The 19,649-nt window shown below is 67.3% G+C and carries 17 protein-coding genes; 3 read left to right on the top strand and 14 right to left on the bottom strand.

Annotation, left to right across the window (positions count from 1 at the left end; translation table 11 throughout):
* The first annotated feature begins 64 nt into the window (after positions 1–64).
* Positions 65–454, top strand: coding sequence for a helix-turn-helix transcriptional regulator (locus M3B11_RS04410; protein WP_259875549.1), 390 nt, complete (start codon positions 65–67; stop codon positions 452–454).
* Between the two features lie 23 nt (positions 455–477).
* Here M3B11_RS04410 and hisS read toward each other — a convergent pair whose 3' ends face one another.
* Both hisS and M3B11_RS04400 read right to left on the bottom strand, forming a co-directional pair.
* A complete protein-coding gene (gene hisS / locus M3B11_RS04405; protein ID WP_259875548.1) occupies positions 478–1,830 on the bottom strand; it encodes a histidine--tRNA ligase in 1,353 nt (450 codons plus the stop codon).
* A gap of 131 nt (positions 1,831–1,961) precedes the next feature.
* Complete coding sequence (locus M3B11_RS04400; protein ID WP_259875547.1) at positions 1,962–2,645, bottom strand: MBL fold metallo-hydrolase; 684 nt, start codon at positions 2,643–2,645, stop codon at positions 1,962–1,964.
* 127 nt (positions 2,646–2,772) lie between these two features.
* On the opposite strand from M3B11_RS04400, the gene M3B11_RS04395 reads away from it, so the two are divergent.
* Together M3B11_RS04395 and M3B11_RS04390 are read left to right on the top strand one after the other, a co-directional pair.
* Entirely contained in the window at positions 2,773–4,215 is a 1,443-nt protein-coding gene (locus M3B11_RS04395; RefSeq protein WP_259875546.1) for a DUF349 domain-containing protein, read from the top strand.
* A 121-nt stretch (positions 4,216–4,336) separates the two neighbouring features.
* Complete coding sequence (locus tag M3B11_RS04390) at positions 4,337–4,915, top strand: hypothetical protein (protein ID WP_259875545.1); 579 nt, start codon at positions 4,337–4,339, stop codon at positions 4,913–4,915.
* A gap of 10 nt (positions 4,916–4,925) precedes the next feature.
* On the opposite strand, the gene M3B11_RS04385 is transcribed toward M3B11_RS04390, so the two are convergent.
* From M3B11_RS04385 to thrS, 12 genes are all read right to left on the bottom strand, one after another.
* On the bottom strand, positions 4,926–7,244 hold the full coding sequence (locus M3B11_RS04385) for a RelA/SpoT family protein (protein WP_396121527.1): 2,319 nt from the start codon (positions 7,242–7,244) through the stop codon (positions 4,926–4,928).
* A gap of 158 nt (positions 7,245–7,402) precedes the next feature.
* A complete protein-coding gene (gene secF, locus M3B11_RS04380; protein ID WP_259875601.1) occupies positions 7,403–8,428 on the bottom strand; it encodes a protein translocase subunit SecF in 1,026 nt (341 codons plus the stop codon).
* Entirely contained in the window at positions 8,428–10,518 is a 2,091-nt protein-coding gene (gene secD / locus M3B11_RS04375) for a protein translocase subunit SecD (RefSeq protein WP_311197715.1), read from the bottom strand. Before secD ends, secF begins: the two co-directional genes overlap by 1 nt.
* Positions 10,519–10,542: 24 nt before the next feature.
* The gene (gene yajC, locus M3B11_RS04370) at positions 10,543–11,016 is read right to left on the bottom strand and encodes a preprotein translocase subunit YajC (RefSeq protein ID WP_259875544.1); all 474 of its coding nucleotides are present in this window, start codon (positions 11,014–11,016) and stop codon (positions 10,543–10,545) included.
* A 73-nt stretch (positions 11,017–11,089) separates the two neighbouring features.
* A complete protein-coding gene (gene ruvB / locus M3B11_RS04365; RefSeq protein WP_259875543.1) occupies positions 11,090–12,178 on the bottom strand; it encodes a Holliday junction branch migration DNA helicase RuvB in 1,089 nt (362 codons plus the stop codon).
* Complete coding sequence (ruvA, locus tag M3B11_RS04360) at positions 12,175–12,789, bottom strand: Holliday junction branch migration protein RuvA (protein ID WP_259875542.1); 615 nt, start codon at positions 12,787–12,789, stop codon at positions 12,175–12,177. The genes ruvB and ruvA overlap by 4 nt, the downstream gene beginning before the upstream one ends.
* 127 nt (positions 12,790–12,916) lie before the next feature.
* Complete coding sequence (gene ruvC / locus M3B11_RS04355) at positions 12,917–13,528, bottom strand: crossover junction endodeoxyribonuclease RuvC (protein WP_259875541.1); 612 nt, start codon at positions 13,526–13,528, stop codon at positions 12,917–12,919.
* A gap of 4 nt (positions 13,529–13,532) precedes the next feature.
* Positions 13,533–14,288: a YebC/PmpR family DNA-binding transcriptional regulator gene (locus M3B11_RS04350; RefSeq protein ID WP_259875540.1), complete on the bottom strand. Its 756-nt coding sequence runs from the start codon at positions 14,286–14,288 to the stop codon at positions 13,533–13,535.
* A 105-nt stretch (positions 14,289–14,393) separates the two neighbouring features.
* The gene (locus M3B11_RS04345) at positions 14,394–14,873 is read right to left on the bottom strand and encodes an NUDIX hydrolase (protein ID WP_259875539.1); all 480 of its coding nucleotides are present in this window, start codon (positions 14,871–14,873) and stop codon (positions 14,394–14,396) included.
* Positions 14,874–14,966: 93 nt separating this feature from the next.
* Entirely contained in the window at positions 14,967–16,997 is a 2,031-nt protein-coding gene (locus tag M3B11_RS04340; RefSeq protein ID WP_259875538.1) for a S9 family peptidase, read from the bottom strand.
* Complete coding sequence (locus tag M3B11_RS04335) at positions 16,994–17,572, bottom strand: HIT domain-containing protein (RefSeq protein ID WP_259875537.1); 579 nt, start codon at positions 17,570–17,572, stop codon at positions 16,994–16,996. Before M3B11_RS04335 ends, M3B11_RS04340 begins: the two co-directional genes overlap by 4 nt.
* On the bottom strand, positions 17,569–19,581 hold the full coding sequence (gene thrS / locus M3B11_RS04330; protein ID WP_259875536.1) for a threonine--tRNA ligase: 2,013 nt from the start codon (positions 19,579–19,581) through the stop codon (positions 17,569–17,571). The genes M3B11_RS04335 and thrS overlap by 4 nt, the downstream gene beginning before the upstream one ends.
* Between the last annotated feature and the right edge of the window lie 68 nt (positions 19,582–19,649).

Raw genomic sequence — 19,649 nt, 5'->3', positions numbered from 1 at the left:
CCCTGCGCTTGCACCATGATAGTCACATAGTGCGCGGTACTCATGGAAAGGCTGGACGCTGCAGATGACTCATGACACTCCCCAGACAACTGCGGTTCCCGAGGTGCCGACTGCCGCCCAGGTCGATGTCGCTGCCGAGACGTTTCGGATGCTGTCCTCGTCGACTCGGCTTTTCATCGTGTGGCATCTGCTCCACGGGGAGCGCGATGTCAGCAGCCTGGCCGGAAAATGCGGGGTCAGCGTGCAGGTCGTCTCCCAGCATCTGGCGAAGATGCGCCTGGCCGGGCTTGTGTCCTCGCGGCGGGACGGCAAGCACATCTTCTACATCGTCGACGACCCGCATGTGGTGACGATGGTCTCGGAGATCTTCGACCACATCGCCCCGGACGGCTCGCTGGCCCCGGACCCCGAGCCGCGCACGGCCGCTCCGCTGCGGGTCCAGGGCGAGAGCTGAAGGTCCAGAGCGAGAGCTGAGGCTCAGGCCTCGTCGCCGGCGAAGCGTTCGACCCGCGGCCACACGTCCTCAGCAGGCGGTGTCCACAGCTCGGGGTCGGCCGAAACCTGCTCACCGGAGCGGATGTCTTTGACCTCGTGACCGGTCTCACCGTCGACGAACCACACGTACGGGATGCCGCGGCGGTCGGCGAAGCGGATCTGTTTGCCGAACCTGCTGGCAGCCGGAGCGACGTCGACCGGGATGCCGCGGCTGCGCAGCTGCATGGCCACCGCGTCGGCTTCGGTGCGGCCGCTTTCGTCGGTGACGGCGATGAGCACGGCTGTCGGCACGGACCGGGTCGCTGCCAGCATCCGGTTCCTGCCGACTAGGCGCGACATCAGCCGAGAGACGCCCAGTGAGATACCGACGCCGGGATAGGTCTTCTTGCCGTTGGAGGCCAGGGAGTCGTAACGGCCCCCGGAGCACACCGAGCCGAGCGATTCGTGGCCGAGCAGCTGGGTCTCGTACACCGAACCGGTGTAGTAGTCCAGGCCGCGGGCGATCTTGAGCTGGGCGACGACGACGCCCGGCTGGATGAGGTGGGCGGCATCGATGAGCCGGACGAGGGATTCGAGTCCCTCATCGAGCAGCGGGTCCGTCACCCCGAGGGCGAGGACCTCATCAGCGAACGACGAGGTGTCGGCTTCGATGGCCGCCAGCTTCAGCAGCGCCTGCTGCTGGGCTGCTGAGGCACCGCACTCGGATGCGAGCAGCTCGCCGACCCGCTCGGGGCCGATCTTGTCGTACTTGTCGAGGCTTCGCAGCACCTCCGGGATGTCGTCCAGGCCCAGGCCGCGGGCAAACCCCTCGAGCAGCTTGCGGTTGTTGGCCAGGATTCTGACCGGAGGCACACCGAGTTCGCGCAGCGCGTCGAAAGCCTGTGCCATCACCAGCGGGACTTCGACCTCGAAGTGGTCGGCGAGGCTGTCCTCGGCGACGACATCGATGTCGGCTTGGATGAACTCGCGGAAACGCCCGTCCTGGGGGCGCTCACCGCGCCACACCGGCTGGATCTGGTAGCGCTTGAACGGGAACGACAGGTGGCCGGCGTTCTCGACGACGTAGCGGGCGAAGGGCACGGTCAGGTCGAAGTGCAGGCCCATCGGATTGCGGGAGTCAGACGGGTCGCCGTGCAGCCGGGACACGGCGAAGATCTCCTTGTCGATCTCACCGTCCTTGGCCAGGGCGCTGAGCGGTTCGACGGCACGCGTATGCAGCGCCGCATAGCCGTTGAGCTCGAAGGTGTGCTTGAGCAGGTCGATGACCCGCTCCTCGACAATGCGGTCAGCGGGCAGCCACTCGGGAAATCCGGACAGGCGTGCGGCTTGTGCCATGTGAGTCGTTCTCCTTGCCAGGTGGGAGCCGGCGGTGGTGGGCGCCGACCGCATCCATCATAAGCGGCAGCCGGTGCCAGCCGGCCGGCTGGTCGTCATATGCGCCGGTCTCCTTACAGCAGGAGCCGGGTTCAGAGGAAGGGGTTGGTGCGCAGCTCGTGGGCGATCGTGCTGCCGGGCCCGTGCCCGGGCAGGATCGGGGCGTCAGGCAGCGTGGCGAACTTGCGCAGCGAGGTGCGCATCGCCGCATCGTCGCCGCCGGGCAGATCGGTGCGCCCGATCGACCCGGCGAAGAGCACATCGCCGGTGAAGAGCACTTCGGGCACCTCGAGATCCTCTGCCGCGCCCGAGGTGTCGCGCACCCGCCACAGTGTCGAGCCCTCGGTGTGTCCGGGGGCCAGGGTCGCCTCGATCGCCAGGCCGGCTGCCTGCCAGGACGCACCATCGGCGGTCTCGACTACCTCGGGGGCGGTCCAGTCGCCGATCATCCCGCCGAGCATCTGCCCGAGCTCCGGTGGCAGGGTTCCGTCCGGGTCAGTCAGCCGGTAGACGTCAGGGGCGGCGAGATGGGCCTCCAGGTGCGGAAACACCTCGCGCAGGCGGGGCAGGCCGAGCACATGGTCGGGGTGGCCGTGGGTGAGCAGCACCGCGACCGGGGTCCAGCCGAGTTCGTCGAGCAGCGTCTTCATGCGCGGGGCACAGTCAAAGCCGGCGTCGACGAGCAGGCATTCGCGTGTCTGACCCTCAGGATGCTCGGCGGCGACGGCATAGCAGTTGACGTCGAGGAACTCGGCGCGGACTCCAGCAATCTCCATACCACCAGTGTATCGGCCGGTGCCGGGCGCGGCAGGAGCCCGCGGTTTTGTCGTTATGCTGGGAAGGTACATTCCCGCGTTGAGTGATCCGTGACAGGATTCGACCGACGAGACGACAAGGTGCCATATGACCGACGAGACGCAGCAGCCCACTTCCGCGCCCGCGCCTGCCGGCGCTCCCCAGTCCTCCGACGCCCCGAAGCCGAAGCCGGCACCGGTGCCCAAGCCGTCTGCGATCCCGTCGCCGGCGATCCTGCGCCCTCGGCCCGGTCAGGTCCCTGCCGCCCCCGTGGCGCCCGCCCACGACCGGGCCGCTGAGATCGCCGAGGCGAAGACGTTCGGCCGGGTCGGTGAGGATTCGACGGTCTACGTCACGACCGCTGACGGCGAGCGGGAGGTCGGGCAGTACCCGGATGCCGATGAGTCCCAGGCGCTGGAGTACTTCGCGAAGAAGTACCTCGATCTCGTCGATGCCGTCACGCTGCTGGAGCAGCGCCTGGCTTCCGGTGCCGCCGGTGCGACCGTCGCCGAGGCGGCGGAAACGCAGCGCGAGGCACTGGCCGAGGCACAGGTCGTCGGTGATCTCGATGCGCTGCGCACCCGGCTCGTTGCCGTGGCGGAGCAGGCCGCTGAGGCCACCGCCCAGCAGGCGCAGGCGCATGAGGAGTTGAAAGCCGCCGGCCTGCAGGCGCGCATCGCCGTGGTGGAGGAAGCCGAGGCGATCGCCGACGCTGATCCAGCGCGGGTGCAGTGGAAGCAGTCGAGCGCCCGCATGAAGGAGCTGTTCGAGCAGTGGAAGCAGGTGCAGGCGACGACGCCCAGGCTGCCGCGGTCGCAGGACCAGCAGCTGTGGGGCCGGTTCTCCAAGGCCCGCAACCGTTTCGACAGGGCCCGCCGCGAATTCTTCTCCGCCCTCGATGAGCGCAACGCCGAGGGCAAGCGGATCAAGCAGAAGCTCGTGACCGAGGCTGAAGCGATGTCGGATTCGACCGACTGGCGTGAGACCGCCCAGCAGTACCGGCGCCTCATGGACCGGTGGAAGGCCGCCCCGCGCGCCGGCCGCAAGGATGACGACGCCCTGTGGGCGAAGTTCCGGGCTGCCCAGGATCGGTTCTTCGCTGCCCGCAACCGGGCCACTGAAGAGGTTGAGGCCGAGTACGCCGGCAATCTCAAGGTCAAGGAGCAGCTGCTGGCTGAGGCTGAGGCACTGCTGCCGATCACCGATCCGGTGACGGCGAAGGAGAAGCTGCGCGTCATCCAGGATCAGTGGGAGGATGCCGGCAAGGTGCCGCGGGCTGACATCTCCCGGATGGAAGGCGGGCTGCGGGCCGTCGAACGGGCGCTGGCGGAGGCGGAGGATGCCGAGTGGCGGCGCACGAACCCCGAGCATCAGGCCCGCACCTCGGGCATGCTCGCCCAGCTCGATGCCTCGATCGCTGAGCTGGAGGCCGAGCTGGACAAGGCCGAGACTGCCGGCAAGGACAGCGACATCGCCACAGCGCGGGAGGCGCTGAAGGCCCGGCGCGCCTGGCGCGATCAGGTCGTGCGCACGGCTGAGGAGATGCAGTGACGGCGGTGTCCGTCTGAGACTGCCGGCTGCGGCTCGCCTGTGACCAGGCGGGCCGCAGTGCTGTGTCCACAGATTCTCACAGCGTCTGGTCTGGCCCGCTCCGGTGGGTCAGAGTGGGGGCATGGGTGATCTGCTGCGTTTGGGTGAGCCGCTGAGCTACACCGAGCTCATGGAGCTGACCTTCGATGGGCTGGCCTTCCGGCTTTCAGCAACGTGCTGGGCGCCGGTGGGCATGCCCGTCGACGCGCGGTTGCGGGCCAGCAGCGTCGAGGCCGCTCCCCTGCCGGGCCTGGTGCTCAGCCACCGGTCGGCGCACTGGGTGTGGTGGGGTTCGGGCCTGGCCCCGGTGGTCGCGGAGTACACCACCCGGGTGCGGCGCCGCATCCGGGCCGCCCGGCTGCCGGTCGTCGTCCACGAACGCGATGTGTGTCCCGGTGAGGAGGCCGAGCTGGCCGGGCTGGCGCTGACCAGCCCGGAGCGCACACTGTACGACCTGCTCTATGAGCTCCTCGATGACGGCATGGACGAGCAGGCGCTGCGCACCGCGGCTGAGTCGGTGCTCGAATCAGTCGGCTTCGATGAGCAGATCGCGCTCACCCGGTACGTCGCTGAGCAGTACCGGCGCCCGCACCTTGTGCGGATGCGCCAGCTGCTCGGCGACATCATCCCGCACGCGCGCACGCTACTGCCGGTGCGCTGAGACCGGCGCTTCAGCCGCCGGTGATGCGGTACACGTCGAAGACCCCTTCCACCTGTTTGACTGCCGAGAGCACCGTGTCGAGGTGAGTGGAGTCGCCGATCTCGAAGACGAACCGCGACTGCGCCACTCGGGCGCGAGACGTCGCCACCGAGGCGGAGAGGATGTTGACGTGGTTGTCGGTGAGCACCTTGGTGATGTCAGAGAGCAGTCCGGCGCGGTCGAGTGCCTCGACCTGGATCTGGACGAGGTAGATGCCCTGCGAATGGTGTGCCCATTCGACTTCGACGATGCGCTCGGGTTCGCGTTTGAGGCTGGAGACGTTCTTGCAGTCGGTCCGGTGGACGGACACACCTGCTCCGCGGGTGACGAATCCCATGATGGTGTCACCGGGGACTGGAGTGCAGCAGCGGGCGAGCTTGACGAGGATGTCGTCGGAGCCCTTGACGCGCACGCCGTCGGTTGAGGAGTGGTGGCCGCGGGACTTGCCGCGCCGGTTCGACGGCCGCAGGATCTCCGTCGTCGGCTGGTCGTCTTCCTGTTCGTCTGCCGAGACCTCTTTGGCCAGCAGGTCGACGACGTGGGCAGCCGACATATTGCCATTGCCGATGGCGGCGTAGAGGGCGGTGACATCCGGAAGCCGCTGTTCGCTGGCGACGACGAGCAGCGCCTCCTGGCTCATGAGCGCATCGGCTGACAGGTGGTGACGGCGCATCGCCCGGGCCAGCTGGTCACGGCCGGTTTCGATCGCCTCTTCACGACGCTCCTTGGAGAACCACTGGCGGATCTTGTTGCGCGCCCGCGGGCTGGTGACGAAGGCCAGCCAATCGCGGGAGGGTCCGGCGTTCTCGTCCTTGGAGGTGAAGACTTCGACGACATCGCCGTTGTGCAGCTTCGAGTCCAGCGACACGAGCCGGCCGTTGACGCGAGCGCCCATCGTCTTGTGTCCGACCTCGGTGTGCACCGCATAGGCGAAGTCGACCGGGGTGGCGTCTGCCGGCAGGGAGATGATGTCGCCTTTGGGCGTGAAGATGTAGACCTCTTTGGAGTTGACCTCGAAGCGCAGGTTGTCGAGGAACTCGTCGGGATCGGAGGTCTCCCGCTGCCAGTCGAGCAGCTGACGCAGCCAGGCGACCTGGTCGACCTCACCGGAGTCGCCGACCTTCGCCATCCGGCCGCCGGCGGCGTTGATCGCCTGCGGGTTGACCTTGCGGCGGTCCTTGTACTTCCAGTGTGCGGCGATGCCGAACTCGGCCCGCCGGTGCATCTCATGGGTCCGGATCTGGATCTCGACCGGTTTGCCGTAGGGTCCGATGACCGTGGTGTGCAGGCTCTGGTACATGTTGTACTTCGGCATCGCGATGTAGTCCTTGAACCGTCCTGCGATCGGCGACCATTTCGCGTGCACGAGGCCGAGCACGCCGTAGCATTCGCGCACCGTCTCCACGAGCACTCTCACGCCGACGAGGTCGTAGATGTCGGCGAACTCGTGGCCCCGGACGACCATCTTCTGATAGATCGAGTAGTAGTGCTTCGGGCGGCCGGAGATCTCGGCGATGATGTTGGCTTCGCCGGCTTCGTCCTTGATCTCCTTCGACACAATCGCCAGATACTTCTCGCGCTCCGGAGCACGCTCGGCGACGAGCCGGACGATCTCGCTGTACACCTTCGGGTAGAGCACCTGGAAGGACAGATCCTCAAGCTCCCATTTGATGGTGTTCATGCCCAGCCGATGTGCCAGCGGAGCAAAGATCTCCAGGGTCTCCTTGGCCTTCTTCTCACTCGAGGAGGCCGGGACGTACTTCCACGTGCGGGCGTTGTGCAGCCGGTCGGCGAGCTTGATGACGAGCACCCGGATGTCCTTCGACATCGCCAGGATCATCTTGCGCACGGTCTCGGACTGGGTGGCTGCGCCGTATTCGATCTTGTCGAGCTTGGTGACGCCGTCGACCATGAGCGCGATCTCGTCACCGAAGTCCTCGCGCAGCTGGTCGAGGCTGTAGTCGGTGTCCTCGACGGTGTCGTGCAGCAGGGCCGCAGCCAGCGTCGAGGAGTTCATGCCGATTTCGGCGAGGATGGTGGCGACCGCGACCGGGTGGGTGATGTAGGGGTCACCGCTCTTGCGCATCTGGCCGCGATGCCATTTCTCGGCGGTGCGGTATGCCCGGACGATGAGCTCGACATCGTCCTTCGGGTGGTTGTGGGCGACGGCCTGCAGCAGCGGGCCGAGGGCCTTCGGGTGCTGCGGGGCATGCTGGGAGCGGGCTGTCCAGAAGGCCAGTCGCGAGATGCCGCGCGGCCGGCGCGTGGACTCACCGATAGTGTCGGCCACGTGTCGCTCCCTTCGTCACACCATCAACTGACGTCACATCTCCAACCGACGTCACACAATCAACAGACCATGACAGGAGAGCAATCCTGTCATGGTCTGTCCATCTTACGCGCTTCTGCGCGCTGCGCGATCGAGGCGCTCGTGTCCGCTGCTGCGGCTCAGGCGCGCACGTCCTCGAACAGCACCGGAGGACGGTCGGGCAGCCCGTGCTTGCGCCGGTGCTCGTCGACCATCGCCTCCTGTTCCTTGACGGCCGGTTCGTTGTGCCGCAGCAGGTTGTACAGCGGCGAGGCGACGAACAGGGTCGAGGCGGCAGCGACGATCGTGCCGATGAACAGCGAGAGCGCGATGTCGGTCAGGGTGCCGGCGCCGAGCAGGAACACGCCGATGAAGAGGATCGCCGCAATCGGCAGCACCGAGATCATCGAGGTGTTGATCGAGCGCACGGTCGTCTGGTTGACGCCGAGGTTGACGAGCTCGGAGAACTTCATGCGGTTGTTCTCCTTGAAGTCCTCGGTGTTCTCGCGGATCTTGTCGAAGACCACCACCGTGTCGTACAGCGAGAAGCTCAGCACCGTGAGGAAGCCGATGATCGCCTCCGGTGTGACCTCGAAGCCGAGGGCGGAGTAGATGCCCATCGTGAGAACCATGACGAAGACGAGGCCGAGGATCGCCGCCAGCGACATCTTCCAGGTGCGGAAGTAGATCGCCATCACGAGCATCGCGATCGCCACGAAGATGATGAGTGCCCGCGTCATCTTCTCGGTCACGTCCTGGCCCCACTTGGGACCGACGAAGTTCGAGGTGACGTCCTCGTTCTCGACGTTGTACGACGTCACGAGCGCGTCGCGGACCTGCTGCATCTGATCGTCGGTCAGCTGGTCGGTGTCGATCTTGATGGAGGTGTCCGAGGTCGGCACGACGGAGGTCGAGACGCCGTTGCCGACGACCTCGGCGACTGCGTCGTGGGCGTGCTGCTCGGAGGTGTCGGAGGTATTGGCGATCTGGAACTGGGATCCGCCTTTGAAGGCGATGCCGAGGTTGAATCCGCCCAGCAGCGGCACGATGAGCGAGGCGATCATGAGGGCGATCGCGATGCCCAGCCACAGCTTCGAGCGCTTGATGAACGGGATCGAGGTGCGACCCGAGTGCAGGTCGTTGCCCCAGGCGAAGAACGAGCGCATCATCGGGCATCACCGTCCTTTCGTCCGGCTCCGGCAGTCACGTCATCGCTGCCGGTGCGCGCCTCACCGGCCTCGGCACCTGCCTGCCGTTCGCGGGCTTCCTTCTCCCGCAGCGCCTTGCGCTCAGCGATCGAGAGCTCTGAACGGTCAGCGGTCAGCGTGCCGGTGGACTTCCGGCTGGCGCGCGTCGAAGAGCCGGAGCGCTTGTCGATGCTGGCCTGCCGACGCTTGGCCTCCCGATACGAGCCGCGCTTCTTCGACTTCTCCTTCGCCTTCTCCAGGTCCAGGCCCATCGCACCGCGGTAGGCGGCCATCTTGACACCGAGCTGACGCGGATCCATACCCGACCACGGGTGGCCGTGGCCGAAGAAGTGCGTGCGCGCCAGCACCTGCAGCATCGGGTGGGTGAAGAGGATGACGAGGACGACGTCGACGATGACGGTGAGGCCGAGCGTGAACGCGAAGCCGCGCACGCTGCCGACGGCGAGGATGTAGAGGATCACCGCAGCGAGCATGTTGACGGCCTTCGAGGCGAAGATCGTGCGCTTGGCGCGATCCCAGCCGACTTCGACGGCGCTCGTGAGCTTGCGCCCGGAGCGCAGCTCGTCTCGCACACGTTCGAAGTAGACGATGAAGGAGTCTGCGGTCATGCCGATGCCGACGATGAGGCCGGCGACACCGGCCAGTGACAGCCGGTAGCCGTAGCGCCATGTGACGAACAGCAGCAGCAGATATGTCAGCACACCGGCGACGGCGAGGCTGGAGACCGTCACCAGACCGAGGACGCGGTACTGGATGAGCGAGTAGCCGACGACGAGCAGCAGGCCGATGCCGCCGGCCAGCAGGCCCTTGGCGAGGTAGTCGGCACCCAGGGTGGGTGAGATCTGCTGTTCGCTCTGGACCTGGAAGCTGATCGGCAGCGAGCCGTTCTTCAGCTGGCTGGCCAGGGTCTCGGCTTCCTCGACGGTGAACTCACCGGTGATGATCATCCGGCCGTCGGTGATGTGGGCCTGGGAACGCGGTGCTGAGAGCACCTGACCGTCGAGCACCATCGCGAACTGGCTGTAGGGCTCCTGCAGACCGGTGAGCGCGCCCGAGATCTGGCCGAAGGCCTCAGCGCCGTAGCTGTCGAGGGTCATGGAGACGGCAGGGCGGTTCGTCTGAGCGCCCTGTGCGGTCGTCTCAAAGGTGAACTCGGCGTCGGTGATGTGCGAACCGTCGAACTCGACAGGCCCGAGCACGTACTTCGCCGCACCGCTCTGGTCACAGGCGACGACCGGCTGGTCGTCAGGCGCAGCTTCGCCGCGGATGCGGTTCTCCTCCTTGGTGCAGTCGAGTTCCTGGAAGGTCTGCAGGATCTCCGGCGTCAGCCACGACTGGTCGGTCTGCGGGTCGAAGCGCGGGAACTCGCCTTCTCTGACAGTGTCCTGACCGGACTCGGCATCCTCGGCATCGCCGGGGTTGCCGGCCGGGCCGGGTACGGTGCCGGCGTCGCTGGGCTGCTGGGCCCTGACGTCGGCGCCGTCGGCGGCCGTCACCGAGCCGGCGCCGCCCTGTGCTGGGTCGTCTTCCGCAGGGACCTGCTCGTCGCTGCCCTGGTCCTTGAGCAGCTCCTCGAGCTGCTTCTTCTCCTCGTCTGTGGCGTCGTTGCCCTCCTCGCCCTGCTCCTCGGCAGGCTGCTCGCCGGTGTCCGGCTCGGGAGGTGCGACGACGGCGACACGCCGGAACACCATCTGCGCTGAGGACCGGACGAGCTCACGGGTCTGCTCGTCTGGGTTGCCCGGAAGGCTGACGATGATGTTGCGATCGCCCTGCGTGGTGATCTCGGCTTCGGACACACCTGTGGAATCGACGCGCTGACGGATGATCGCCACCGCCTGTTCGAGCTGCTCCTGGGTGATGCGCTGATCTTCCAGCTGCGGTTCGAGGATGATGGAGGTGCCGCCTTCGAGGTCGAGGGCGAGCTTCGGGGTCCAGGAGGCGTTCGACCAGATGGCCCCGCCGCCGATGAGGGCGACGAGGACCAGCATGAAGATCGTCAGCCACGCAAAGCGCAGTCCCGGACGGGGCTTGTCTGCGGAAGTTGACACAGGGGATCTTTCGTTGGGATGTGATCAGGCCTTGAAGTCGTCACCGCGGTCATCGCGGTGACGGTCATCGAGGTCATTGTCGGCCGTGTAGTCGCCGCCGCGATAGTTGTCCAGGCGATCCGAATCATCCACGCGCTCGTCTGCCAGACGGTCATCGGCAGCCATCGTGTCATCGGCAGCCAGGTCGCGGTCGACGTCAGCAGCGGTGTCCTCGGACAGCCCGTCGGTGGCGACACCGGCGGCCGGCTCGATGTGGCCAATGGCCTGCTGGTGGATGCGCAGCACAGTGCCGGGGCCGCTTTCGATCGTGACGATGTGATCCTCCGGCGAGACAGTGAGCACGGTTCCGTACACACCGAACGTCGTCATCACCTCGGCACCGGGCACCAGATTGGACTTGATGCTCTCCTGGCGTGCCTTCTGCTTCTTGCGGCTGCTGAACAGGAAGAACAGCATGAGGGCGCCGAGGCCGAGGAAGATGAGTGTTGTGGGATCCACGAGTGAGATCAGCCTTTCGATATGACGGGGCTATAGCCAAGAAGCCAGTCTAGTGGCGATGCGGCGGCAATCACTAATCGTCGTCTGTGAACTCGAAGAGAGCCCGTTCGGCGTCCTTCGGCACCAGCCCGAGGTGGCGCCAGCCCTGACCTGTGGCGATGCGTCCGCGCGGAGTGCGGGAGATGAGGCCCTCGCGTACCAGGAACGGTTCGGCGACCTCCTCGACGGTCTCCGGCTCCTCCCCCACCGACACCGCCAGGGTGCGCAGGCCGACCGGACCGCCGTCGAAGCGTTCGCACAGGGCGCGCAGGACAGCCCGGTCGAGCCGGTCGAGGCCGCGCTCGTCGACTTCATAGACCTTCAGTGCGGCGCGTGCGGCGTCATAGTCGACGACGCCGTGGCCGCGGACCTGCGCCCAGTCGCGCACCCGGCGCAGCAGCCGGTTGGCAATGCGCGGGGTGCCGCGGGAGCGGGTCGCGATCTCCTGCAGTCCCGCGGCATCGGCTTCGATGTCGAGCATCTGCGCTGAACGGCGCAGCACGGTGTGCAGGTCTTCTTCGGAGTAGAAGTCGAGGTGGCCGGTGAAGCCGAAGCGGTCGCGCAATGGTGCTGGCAGCAGACCGGAGCGGGTGGTCGCCCCGACGAGAGTGAAGGGCGGAAGGTCGAGCGGAATGGCGGTGGCACCGGGTCCTTTGCCGACGATGACGTCGACGCGGAAGTCCTCCATGGCGACGTAGAGCATCTCCTCGGCTGCGCGGGCGACCCGGTGGATCTCGTCGATGAAGAGCACCTCGCCCTCTTCGAGGGAGGACAGGATCGCCGCGAGGTCGCCGGCGTGCTGGACGGCTGGTCCCGAGGTGACGCGGATCTGGGTGCCGAGTTCGTGGGCGATGATCATCGCCAGAGTGGTCTTGCCCAGTCCCGGCGGGCCGGAGAGCAGCACATGATCGGGAGCGCGGTTGCGCGCAGCTGCGGCGTCGAGGACGAGCGAGAGCTGTTCGCGCACCTGCGGCTGGCCGGTGAAGTCCTTGAGCCCGCGGGGGCGCAGTGCGACCTCGGCGGCTCGTTCGGCGTCATCGGCTCCAGCGCGGGTCAGCCGTGCGCTTTCGGCGCCAGTGAGGGCATCCCCGGTGAACTCGACCTCGTAGCTGGGCTCGCTCATACGCGGCCGCCGATCAGCTTGAGGGTCGCCTTGAGCAGTTCAGAGGTGGTCGGTTCGGTGTCGAACTCTGCGCGAGTGTCGGCCACCGCCTTCTCCGCCTGCGCCTGCCGCCACCCGAGGTTGACGAGGCCCTCGACGACCTGTTCGGACACCGCGTCGGCACCTCCGGCCGGCGGCCCGGATGCGGCTTCTGTGCCGGTCGGCTGCGGGAAGGAGGTGAGCTTGCCGGCGAGTTCGAGCATGAGCCGGGCGGCGACCTTCTTGCCGATGCCGGGCACCTTCGTCAGCGCCGCCTGATCCTCATCGGCGATCGCCTGGCGCAGCTCGTCTGGGCTGAGCACCGAGAGAACTGCCAAGGCCAGACGGGGGCCGATGCCGGAGATCGTCTGCAGAGTTTCGAACAGGTCGCGCTCCTCGGCGTCGCCGAATCCGAACAGGGTCAGCGAATCCTCGCGGACGACGAGCACGGTGTGCAGTTCGATGTCCTGGCCGTGGCGCACGCCAGAGGTCAGGGCCGGGGTGGCGAAGACGCGGCGTCCGACGCCGGCGGTGACGACGGTGAGGCTGTCGGGACGCACGCTGGCGACCGTGCCCGAAAGGTAGGTGATCACTCAAGCTCCAGGTGTGAACGCATGTACGAATACAACTCTAGCCGCTCGTGCGGACGGAACCGGGCACCTCGGCTCCGGCGTGTGCCGAGGGGCATAGCCCCTCGTGTGCGGGACCACGTGGGCGGGGTCACCGGCGCCGCGGCGCCCCGGCGCTCTTGAGAGCTTCGGCCCACTGCTGCTGAGCTGGGGTCAGTGAGCTTCCCTGCCGACCCCCACCCTGCCGGGTGTCGACGTCCTTCGTCATTCCGGGAGTCGATCCGGCCGCGCCGGCACCGCGCCACAGGTGGCAGATCGCCAGGGCCAGGGCATCGGCGGCGTCGGCGGGCTTGACCGGGGCGTCGAGGCGCAGGATCCGGGTGACCATGTTCGTCACCTGCGCCTTGCCGGCCCGGCCGCTGCCGGTGACTGCGGCCTTGACCTCGGACGGAGTGTGCATGGCCACGGGGATGCCGCGACGGGCGGCCAGGCCCATCGTCAGCCCGGATGCCTGGGCGGTGCCGATGATGGTGGAGACGTTGTGGCGGGCGAAGACTCGTTCGATGCTCACGACATCGGGCCGGTGCGCATCGAGCCACCGGTCGAAGGCATCGGCCAGCCCGCCGAGGCGGGTGTCGACAGCGCTGACGCTGGGGGTCTCGATGACGTCGACGGCGACGAGAGCCGGCCGGTGGATGCGCTCGGCGTCGATGACGCCGATGCCGCAGCGGGTCAGGCCCGGGTCGACTCCCATCACGCGCATCGGCTCAGGCGCCGTTCAGCTCGGCGAGCACCTCATCGGAGACGTCGGCGTTGGAGTAGACGTTCTGCACGTCATCGCAGTCTTCGAGCACGTCGATGAGGTTGAAGACCTTCTCCGCGGTCGCCGCGTCGAGGGGCACCTCGATGTTGGGCACGAAGGAGGCGTCGGCCGAATCGTAGTCGATGCCAGCTTCTTGAAGTGCGGTGCGCACGGCGACGAGGTCAGTGGCCTCGGCGATGATCTCGAAGGTCTCGCCGTTGTCGTTGACCTCTTCAGCGCCGGCTTCGAGGGTGGCCTCCATGATCGCCTCGTCATCGGTGCCCTCGGCGGGGACGACGATGACGCCCTTGCGGTTGAAGTTGTAGGCGACCGAACCGGGATCGGCCATCGACCCGCCGTTGCGGGTCACGGCGACCCGGACCTCGGAGGCGGCGCGGTTGCGGTTGTCGGTCAGGCATTCGATGAGCATGGCCACACCACCGGGGCCGTAGCCTTCGTACATGATGGTTTCGTAGTCGACGCCGCCGCCGTCGAGTCCGGCCCCGCGCTTGACGGCCCGCTCGATGTTGTCATTGGGCACCGAGGACTTCTTGGCCTTCTGGATCGCGTCGAACAGGGTGGGGTTGCCCTCGACGTCGCCGCCGCCGTTGCGGGCTGCGACTTCGATGTTCTTGACGAGCTTGGCGAACAGCTTGCCGCGCTTGGCGTCGATCGCTGCCTTCTTGTGCTTGGTTGTCGCCCACTTGGAGTGGCCTGCCACTGATGTCTCCTCGTCTCGTTTGTGCGTCTGTGCCGTCTGCGGTCGGCGTGAGCAGCGCCGGGGCCTGCCGCACGGCTGTCTGAAGTGTACCGTCGCGACTGGCCGCTATTCGAGCACCAGCGGTTCGTCCGGCACGTCCCGGCGCTGCACCATCTGCACCAGGGTCGGCAGCTGCGGCGGGTAGATGACGTCGGTGGTGGAGCTCAGCTCGGACAGTGACCACCACCGGCCTTCGACGATCGAAGCCTTTTCGATGTCGGTCCAGATCGCCTCATCGAAGTCGAAGTCCTCGTCGCACTGCATGCCGTAGTAGGTCTCGTGCTGGATCGTCGAGTGGTGCTTGAACTCCATGACGAACGAGCGGCTGGCCAGCGGGCCGAGGAGGTCGGCTGGGTCGCACTCGATGCCGGTTTCCTCGGAGAGCTCGCGTGCGGCTGTCTGCACGGCGGTTTCACCGAGCTCGGCACCGCCACCGCAGGTGATCCACCAGTGGCGTGAATCGTCGTGCATGTCCTTGACATGCAGCAGGAGCACCTCTCCTGCCGGGTTGAGCAGCACGACGCGTGCTGCGGTGCGGGCTTTCATTCTGCTTCCTCTCGGCTGAGCTGGTGACCCAGCTCGTGTGCGGTCGTTGCGGCGGCCTCCCGCCGGGGCTGCGGGAACGCGGTCGATGTCACTTCAGGTGCCCAGGTGGGTGCTCCACCAGTTGAGCATGTGTTCGAAGCGCTGCACGCGGTGCCGCGGCTGGCCGGTGCGGGAGAGCCCGTGGCTCTCGCCGGGGAAGATGAGCAGCTCGGTGTGCGTGCCGGCGCGCTGCAGGGCGGCATAATACCGCTGCGCCTGCTCCAGCGGGCACCGGAAGTCGCGTTCGGAGTGGATGACGAGCGTGGGGGTGGTGTTGCCTTCGATATCCGTCATCGGCGACTGGGCGGCGATCCGCTCCGGGTCGCGTCCGGAGTACTCCTCGCTGAAGAACCGGCCGATGTCGGAGGTGCCGATGAAGGTCGTCGGGTCGAGGTAGCCGCGTTCGACGATGCCGGCGGCGAACCGGTCCTCGGCATTGAGGATCATAGCGGTGAGGTACCCGCCGTAGGATCCGCCCTGGACTCCGATCCGGCTGCCGTCGAGCTGCGGGTGAGCGGCCAGTGCCGCGTCGAGGATCGCGAGCACATCGGCGTGTGCCGGGGCGGCCATATCGCCCTGCACGGCCTGCCCCCAGGCGCGGCCGCGGCCGTTGGAGCCGCGCGGGTTGGCGTAGACGACGGCGTACCCGGCGCCGGTGAGCACCTGGGTCTCGTCGAACAGCGCCTCGGTGTACTGGGAGAACGGCCCGCCGTGGATGTTGAGGACGACGGGGAACGGGCCCTCGCCGTGAGGGATCGCCACCCAGCCGTGCACGTCCCCCAGCGGGGTCGGGGCCGACACCGGCTGCGGGGTGATGACGTCGAGCGGCTGGGCGACGAGCTCGGTGGCGAAGTCGCTGAGCTGGGTGAGCCGGCCGGCGGCGTCGATAGCGAAGATCTCACCGGGTGAGGTCACGGTCGCTGCGGTGACGATGAGCTGCTCGCCGTGCCGGCACAGGCCGGTGACGATCAGTTCGGGCGGGCTCAGCAGGGCTGGCGCGCTCTCCGCGCCCGAGGCGCCGGTCGCCTCGGCGAGCGTGAGCTCACCGTCTGCCAGGCTCACCGTGCCGGCATCGAGCGGGATGCGAGCGGCGCGCTGGGAGCCGTCGACGGTGAGGACGACGTAGGCGCAGCCGTCGGCGATGACCGGCCGGATGCCTTCGAGTTCGATCGTCTCATCGCAGGTGACACGGGTGGTCTGGCCGGTGGAGCGGTCGTGGATGAAGAGGCCGGGCAATGCGGCGACGAAGTCGATGACCGACTCGCGGTGTTCGATGCCGATGAAGGCGATGCGGTCCTCGTCGAGCCATGCGTGGGCGTGGGCGCTGCGCATGCCCAGGTCGATGCGCTCCATGCCCTCACCGGTGATGAGCCACAGATGGGAGCGCAGGTCGACGTCTCCGGCGGGCTGTTCGAGCCCAGCGACGACGCTGAGCTGCCCTGCCGGGCTGAACTGCGGGTCGCGGACGTCCTCAGCGTGGTCGGTCAGCTGCTGGGACTTCGGCAGCGCGTCTCCGCCGAGCAGACTCTCGGCAGTCAGACCTGGGTCTGTCAGGTCGACGGAGTACAGCTGGGTGAGGCGGTCGCCTGCGTAGCCGAGGCCGTCGCTGAGGTAGGTCGCTGCGGTGATGTGGCGCGGGGCCTCGGCCTCGGCGCTGATCTCCTCGTCGGTGCCGTAGCGGCCCTCTTCGGGCGTGCGGGCGAGGTAGACGACCCGCTGTCCCGAGGGATCGAGGGCGAAGCCGCTGACGCCCAGGGGCGCATCGGTCAGGCGCCTGGCTTCGGCACCGGCGGTGCCGACGAACAGCTGCGGAGTTTCCTTCGGGCCGGCGGCGCGCAGGAAGCCCCAGGTGTCATCGGTGATGGTCAGGGCGCTGTCGTTCCAGCCGTGGCTGGCCCGGATCCACTCCCCTGCCGGGGCCGCGACAGCGGAGTCCGTGCCGGTGACCGGAAGCGGGCGGGCAAGGTACTGGGCGCGGTAGCTGTTGGCCTCGACGTCGGGGCGGCTGAGCTGGCAGAGGATGCGCTCGCCAGCCGAGACCGGCTCGGTGCAGCTGATGAGGGAGGTGATGTCGGCTGGTTTCATGCGTCCCATTCCTTGGACAGGAGTTCGCGGACGTCAGCATGCACCTGCGGCAGCGCCTTCGTCTGCGCGATGATCGGCAGGAAGTTCGCATCTCCGCCCCACCGCGGCACGATGTGCTGGTGCAGGTGGGCAGCGATGCCGGCACCGGCGATGCCGCCCTGGTTCATCCCGAGGTTGAAACCGTGCGGTGCCGACACCGCGCGGATGACGCGCATTGCCTGCTGGGTGAAGTGGGCGACCTCGATCGTCTCCTCCTCAGTCAGGTCCGTGTAGTCAGCGACGTGACGGTACGGGCAGATGAGCAGGTGACCGGGGTTGTACGGGTAGAGGTTGAGGACGGCGTAGACGTGTTCGCCGCGGGCGACGATGAGGCCCTCCTCGTCGTCCTTGCCCGGTGCCAGGCAGAACGGGCATTCGGGAGCACTGTCGTCCTTGGGTTTGCTCTGCCCGCCGATGTAGACCATCCGGTGCGGGGTCCACAGCCGCTGCAGGCCGTCGGGTTCACCGGGGAACCCGGCGGCCGCCTCGGGTTCCGGCATCTGGGCGGCAGCCCGATTGGTGTCCTCGCCGGTCATACCTGCACCTTCGTCTCAATCGCCTCCACGATCCGCTCGATGGCCTCGTCAACGGCCACCCCGTTGTCCTGACTGCCGTCGCGGAACCGGAACGACACAGCACCGGCATCGCGGTCCTCACCGCCGGCGATGAGGGTGTAGGGCACCTTGGACTTCGAGGCGTTGCGGATCTTCTTGGGGAACCGATCGTCGGAGGCATCGACCTCGACGCGCACCCCGCGGGCGCGCAGCTTCTCAGCCACCTCGTGGAGGTAGCCGGAGAACTCCTCGGCGACAGGCACACAGGTCACCTGGACCGGGGCCAGCCAGACGGGGAAGGCACCGGCGTAGTGTTCGGTGAGCACGCCGAAGAACCGCTCGATGGACCCGAACTTCGCCGAGTGGATCATGACCGGGCGCCTGCGGCTGCCGTCGGCGGCCTGGTATTCGAGGCCGAAGCGCTCTGGCTGGTTGAAGTCCAGCTGCACGGTCGACATCTGCCAGCTGCGGCCGATCGCGTCGCGCGCCTGGACAGAGATCTTCGGGCCGTAGAAGGCGGCACCACCGGGGTCGGGAACGAGTTCGAGACCGGTCTCACGACCGACGCTCTCGAGCACCTCGGTGGCGGTCGCCCACTGCTCATCGGAGCCGATGAACTTCTCCTTCTTCTTCCCGTCCTCGTCGCGGGTGGAGAGTTCGAGGTAGAAGTCGTGGAGCCCGAAGTCGCGCAGCAGCGAGAGCACGAAGTTGAGGAGGTGCCGGATCTCTGCTGCGGCGCCCTCTTCGGCGACGTAGGAGTGCGAGTCGTCCTGGGTCAGGCCGCGCACGCGGGTCAGACCGTGGATGACTCCGGAGGGTTCGTCGCGGTAAACGGTGCCGAACTCGAACAGGCGCAGCGGCAGGTCGCGGTAGGACCGACCGCGGGAGCGGTAGATGAGGTTGTGGATCGGGCAGTTCATCGCCTTGAGCCGGTACGGGGTGCCGGCCTTGACGATCTCCCCGGTCTCCTCATCGCGGACCTCGTCGACCTGCAGGGCCGGGAACATGTTCTCCCCGTAGTAGGGCAGGTGGCCGGAGGTGTAGTAGAGGGACTCCTTCGAGATGTGCGGGGTGCCGACATAGGAGAAGCCCTCCTCGATGTGACGGCGGCGCACGTAGTCTTCCATCTCGCGCTTGATGACTCCGCCCTTGGGGTGGAAGACCGGCAGGCCGGAGCCGAGTTCGTCGGGGAAGGAGAACAGGTCGAGTTCTGCCCCGAGCTTGCGGTGGTCGCGCCGCTCGGCTTCGGCGACGCGGTCCAGGTAGGCCTTCAGGTCGTCCTTCGATGCCCAGGCGGTGCCGTAGATGCGCTGCAGGGAGGCGTTGGCCTGGTCACCGCGCCAATAGGCGGCAGAGGATCGGGTGACGGCGAAGCCCTGTCCGATGTGCTTGGTGCTCGGCAGGTGCGGTCCGCGGCACAGGTCCTGCCAGACGGCTTCACCCTGCCGGTCGGTGTTCTCGTACACGGTCAGCTCGTCGCCGCCGACTTCCACGGATGCCTCTTCGTGGTCACCGGCTTTGGACCGGTCGTCGATGAGTTCGAGCTTGTACGGTTCGCTGCCCATGCGGGAGCGGGCCTCGTCTTCGCTCACGACGACGCGCCTGAACGGCTGGCCCTGCTTGATGATCTGCTTAGCCCGCTTCTCGATCTGCTTGAGGTCTTCGGGCGTGAAGGGCTCAGCGACGTCGAAGTCGAAATAGAAGCCGTCGGTGATGTAGGGGCCGATGCCCAGCTTGGTGCCGGGGAAGAGCTCCTGCACGGCCTGTGCGACGACGTGGCCGGCGGAGTGACGCAGGATGTTGAGTCCCTCGTCGTCGGCAAGGGTGATCGGGTTGACGACGTCCCCGGGTGAGAGTTCGCGGCCGAGGTCGGCGGGGGCGCCGTTGAGCTCGATGGCGATGACGTCTTTCCGGTCGGCGTACACCGTCGTGCCGGTCATTCCTTCCTCGAATGGGATCTGTCTGCCCTCGAGTTGAATGGAATCGGCCACTGCGGTGCTCCTTGGTCTCGTCGGTGATGGCGGTCGGTGAAAGTCTACCGCTTCTGCGGCCTGGCAGA

Source organism: Brevibacterium sp. p3-SID960 (genome assembly GCF_025144725.1).
In the GTDB taxonomy this organism is placed as follows: Bacteria; Actinomycetota; Actinomycetes; order Actinomycetales; family Brevibacteriaceae; genus Brevibacterium.
The sequence above is the reverse complement of the archived record's forward strand: the minus strand, read 5'-3'. Positions and strand labels throughout refer to the sequence as shown.